Origin of the sequence: Pedobacter sp., from assembly GCF_035566355.1 — a bacterium.
In the GTDB taxonomy this organism is placed as follows: Bacteria; Bacteroidota; Bacteroidia; order Sphingobacteriales; family Sphingobacteriaceae; genus Pedobacter.
Genome location: NZ_DATMRL010000342.1, coordinates 1 through 4888 on the forward strand (window position 1 = coordinate 1; position 4888 = coordinate 4888).

5 protein-coding genes are annotated in these 4888 nt (G+C 40.7%); 3 read left to right on the forward strand and 2 right to left on the reverse strand.

Annotation, left to right across the window (positions count from 1 at the left end):
• Both VNZ46_RS13180 and VNZ46_RS13185 read right to left on the reverse strand, forming a co-directional pair.
• On the reverse strand, positions 1 to 807 hold an 807-nt coding region (locus VNZ46_RS13180; RefSeq protein ID WP_325560562.1), incomplete at its 3' end, for an NAD(P)-binding domain-containing protein.
• Positions 808 to 837: 30 nt separating this feature from the next.
• Positions 838 to 1593 carry an ROK family protein gene (locus VNZ46_RS13185; protein ID WP_325560563.1) on the reverse strand — a complete coding sequence of 252 codons (756 nt, stop codon included), beginning with the start codon at positions 1591 to 1593 and terminating at the stop codon, positions 838 to 840.
• A 115-nt stretch (positions 1594 to 1708) separates the two neighbouring features.
• Here VNZ46_RS13185 and VNZ46_RS13190 point away from each other — a divergent pair, with 115 nt between their 5' ends.
• The 3 genes from VNZ46_RS13190 to VNZ46_RS13200 form a co-directional block, all read left to right on the forward strand.
• Positions 1709 to 2689 (forward strand): alpha/beta hydrolase, encoded by a 981-nt coding sequence (locus tag VNZ46_RS13190; protein WP_325560564.1) that lies wholly within the window; start codon positions 1709 to 1711, stop codon positions 2687 to 2689.
• Between the two features lie 113 nt (positions 2690 to 2802).
• Positions 2803 to 3966 (forward strand): porin, encoded by a 1164-nt coding sequence (locus VNZ46_RS13195; protein ID WP_325560565.1) that lies wholly within the window; start codon positions 2803 to 2805, stop codon positions 3964 to 3966.
• A 22-nt stretch (positions 3967 to 3988) separates the two neighbouring features.
• The coding region (locus VNZ46_RS13200) for a DASS family sodium-coupled anion symporter (protein WP_325560566.1) at positions 3989 to 4888 on the forward strand (900 nt) is incomplete at its 3' end.

Sequence of the window (4888 nt, forward strand, 5' to 3'; positions counted from 1 at the left end):
TACCTGTGAAGTCCATTTACCAGTACCCTTAGATTTTGCTTCATCCTTGATCATATCCAGTAAAAGGTTACCTGTTTTAGGATCTTTTACTTTAAAAATATCTTTTGTAACTTCCAGCAGGAAAGACTTTAAACGGCCATTGTTCCATTTATCAAAAGTGGCATAGATTTGCTCATTGCTGTAACCCAGGCTATGTTTTAACAAAGCATAGGTTTCGGCAAGCACCTGCATCATCGCATACTCAATACCATTATGAACCATTTTAACAAAGTGACCTGAAGCACCAGGACCGATATAAGTTACACATGGATCGCCGTTTACTTTCGCAGAAACTGCTTCCAGTATAGGTTTTACTGCATTATAGGCTTGTTTATCTCCACCTGGCATCATGCTCGGGCCAAAACGTGCACCTTCTTCTCCACCTGAAATTCCCATTCCGAAGAAGTGGATACCTTGTTTTGACAATTCATCCGCTCTTCTGCTGGTATCTGTAAAGTGAGAGTTCCCACTGTCAATGATCATATCACCTTTGCTCAGCAAGGGAACCAGCTCCTGGATTACGCTGTCAACAATCGGACCCGCAGGAACCAATAACATCACCCTTCTTGGCAACTCCAGGCTTTGTATAAAATCTTCTAATGATGCAAAGCCTTTAAGATCATGTGCTTTACCATCCTCTTCAAGTTTCTTCAGCATCTTGGGATCCTTATCATATCCGGTTACCTGAAAACCATTGTCGGCCATGTTAAGTAATAGGTTGCGACCCATTGTGCCCAGGCCTATCATTCCTAAAGTGAATTGTTTCATTGTTCTGTTGTTTATATTTTAGTAGGGTGCTTATTTATTTGGATTAACGGTAACGATCTGATATTTTTCTGCAGCTTTCCAAAGCTTTGCGCCGCCTTTTATACCTTCCCTGTTAGAAGCAATAACGACGTTATCATCAAGTTTCAGATCTATAAATTTTGCATTTCCACCGCCAAGGTAGAGTTTGTCGTAGTTGAAAACGGTCTTGTAAATGTCAATTACGCGTTGAACACGTTCTTTCCATTCTTTATCCCCATGTTTTTTAAGCGCTTTGTCTCCAACATAGTCATCATAATCTTTGTCTTTATGAATAGGAAGATGGGAAAGTTCCAGGTGTGGAAGTAGTTCACCATCAAATAACAAGGCTGTTCCTAACCCGGTTCCAAAAGTGAGTACAATTTCAAAACCTTTACCATCTACAAGACCAAGACCCTGTTGATCTGCATCGTTGATCAGGCGAACAGGCTTATCTAAAAGATTGCTGACCATCTGCGCAAATTCTATCTTGTCCCATTTGCCTTTTTCCAGATTAGGAGCAGTATATACAACGCCAGATTTCGTATAACCAGGAAAACCTACCGAGACTTTACCAAAGGTGCCCATAGTGGCAGCCAGTTGTTTAATCACTGTTAAAACGGCCTCGGGGGTAGATTCTGCAGGGGTAGGTAACTTTGTGTATTCTGAAAGTGCCTCACCCTGAGGGCTTAAGAGACATGATTTGATGTTTGAACCGCCAATATCTATAGATAGAATGTTCTGGATCTCTTTGTCCTCGTTTTTTGACATATGAGTTTAATTTTCGATGTAGATTGTTCTGTTATTCAAAATAACAAATTTAGAACCATTTAATCTTATGAATAGTTAATATATTGCAATATTTATTCATTTTAAAAGCTCTTTTATGGATCTGAATTTAGACCAGGGTTATCATCCAGACGTTTTAGGACAGGGTTTTGAAGCGTTAACTTTTCTCCAGCCAGATGATTATGAAGGAAAGGTAGTGGGAACAATAATCCGGAAATGCTGTCCGCAAAAGAGTTCATTGGCTGTTCTCTATATACATGGCTTCAATGATTATTTCTTTCAGACAGAGATGGCCGGGCAATATATTCAGAACGGTTATAACTTTTATGCTTTGGATCTCAGAAAATATGGACGATCCTTTCTTCCACATCAAAAGATGAATAATGTGCGGGATCTTGCAGAATATGATGCAGATATCAACTTTGCATTAGCTCTTCTTAAGAAAGAAGGAAATACCTTTGTGCTTTTAAGCGGACATTCAACCGGCGGATTGATTGCTTCTCTTTATACGGCCAAAAATATAAGCAGTGAATTGTTTCATGCTGTATTTCTGAATAGCCCGTTTTGGGATATGAGTTTGGGGTTTTTGGAGAAAAGCATAGGAATTCCATTGGTGTCCTGGTGGGGAAAGAGGCATCCGGATGTTCAAGTAGATGGTGGTTTTTCTCCTTTGTACGGCCTGAGTTTGCATAAAGATTTTCATGGAGAATGGGTGTACAATTTGGCTTGGAAACCTAATGTAGCGCCAAGGGTCAATTGTGGATGGGTAAGAGCTATTCATCTTGGACATAAGCGCATGAAGGCCGGCATCTGCATTGAAAAGCCGCTTTTGGTCATTCACTCTTTAAGATCTGTCAGCGAAAAGAAGTGGAGCGACAGGATGTTTAGCGGAGACGCTGTGCTGAATGTTAAAGATATGGACAGGGAGGCTGCCCGTATACAAGGAGACTGCCAAGTCACTGTCATTGAGGGCGCACTGCATGACGTGGTGCTGTCCAGGAAACCTGTAAGAGAAGAAGTTTATGCAGCATTATTTTCTTGGTTGAATTCTTTACCAAGCCGTGTTTATCACTCCTAAAAATAGCTTTAGTTATACTATAGTGATAGAAATCACTTTTTTTATTATATAAAATTGGTTATTTTGTGACAAAGTGCTTTACGATTACCTGGTGTAACCTAACTCTCAACTGCATGAAGAACATCTATCCCTTCAACAAAAAATCCAAAAAAACCTTTTTTGCTTTGCTTTCCTGTCTGGCTTTTCCAACGCTGCTTTGGGGCCAGAATGATCCTGCAGACAGTACAAAAAAGACCATCAGCATTAACCTTCCGGTTACAAAGATTACCTTTTCAGGTATGCTGCAAACGCAGTACATTTATTCTTTTACAAAAGACAATGACATTAACGGCGTCAACCATGCGCCCGGCGAGCAATTTTCCGGAAATTCCTTTTTGGTAAAACGTGCCAGGATGCAGCTGAATGCAGCAGTGAACGACAGGATCAATGCAGTCATCCTGGTTAACTTTGGAGATTTCAGCGGAAACCCCCAGAACAAAGTCCTGGAAAATGCATTTATCAAATACAGTGTAAATGATTACGTTAATTTTCAGGTAGGTCAGTTTCGCCCTCAGTTTGGTCAGGAAGACAATTATCCAGTAGATTTTGTAAGATCTATTGACTATTCCAACCAGTACTATCTTTTTGGAGCCAACAGCTGGCAGAGTTTCCAGTTAGGCGCGTCTTTTTCCGGAGCGGTTAAAAATGGTCCTGTACCTTTCACTTATTCCATAGGTGTTTTTAATGGCAACAACAGGAACCAGGTGGACAATGACAATGGTAAGATTGTTCCCGCCAGAGTAGTGATGGAGTTTGATAAGAGTTTACTGATTGGCCTGAATGGTGGTTATGGAAGCAATACCCGTAAAGAAATCTGGGCGTATGGATTTGATGTAGACTATAAAAAGCCCTTGAATGAAGATTGGAGTTTTGAATTGGTTTCAGAATATAAACAGGGAATTAACAGCCAGATGTTTTTTGCAGCAGCCAGTCCAAGCTCTATTGGTAATTATCAGATGAGGGGTGTTTATGTATTACCCAATTTGGTGCGTAAGATCAGGAATACACGTTTAAAGTCTGTGGAGTTTGCTTTCAGGTATGAATACCTGGATTCAGATTTTAAAAGAGAAGGAAACGCCAGGAACAGTTATGTTCCTATGGTAAGTGCATCTTTCGCGCAATCTTATGCCATTAGGGTGCAGGCAGGATATCTTATAGACCGTTACCAGAATAATATACCAGGAACAGCTCAATATAACGGAAACAGATTAATTTGCCAGGTTCAGGCTCGTTTTTAATCGCTTATTTAAACTACCTTTTATGAAAGAAATTAATTACAAAATGATGTTGGTAACCCTGATTTTTGGGTTAATTATTTGGTTTATTCCAGTTCCGGAAGGTGTTAAACCCGAAGCCTGGCACTTACTGGCCATTTTCCTCGGTACGATCCTTGGAATTATTTTAAAAGCGGCTTCCATGGGAACGATGTCCATGATCGCGATCGCTTTGGTTGCCGTTACTGGCGTTTTAGCACCAGGCAATCCAGGAAAGTCTATTTCGATGGCACTGAGCAGTTTTGGTGATAAGGTGATCTGGCTGATCGGGATTTCCTTCTTTATTGCAAGAGGGTTTATTAAAACCGGTCTGGGCAGTCGTATTGCTTATCTCTTTATACGCGTTTTTGGACGGAGTTCTTTAGGTCTGGGCTATGGCTTAGGTCTGGCAGATTTGGTACTTGCCCCGGCTATTCCAAGTAACACGGCAAGGGGAGGAGGGATTATTTACCCAATTATGAAGTCTATGGCTATTAACTTCGGTTCTATGCCAGATAAACCCGAAACGCACCGGAAACTAGGCTCTTATCTAACTCTGAACTGTTACAATATCAATCTGATCACCTCCTCTATGTTTCTTACAGGAACAGCAAGTAACCCGATGTGTCAGAAGTTTGCAAAAGATCTTGGGATTGACATCACCTGGATGTCCTGGATGTGGGCAGCAATCATTCCGGGAATTATATCTTTAATCGCCATACCTTATATCTTGTACAAGATCTATCCACCGGAATTGAAAAAAACCAATGGAGCAACCCAGATGGCCTCTGAAAAACTAAAAGAAATGGGGCCTGTAAGCCGTAATGAGTGGTTAATGCTAACGGCTTTTATCTTATTGCTGATCTTATGGATTACCGGTGATATTTTTAAAATTGATGCCACGACA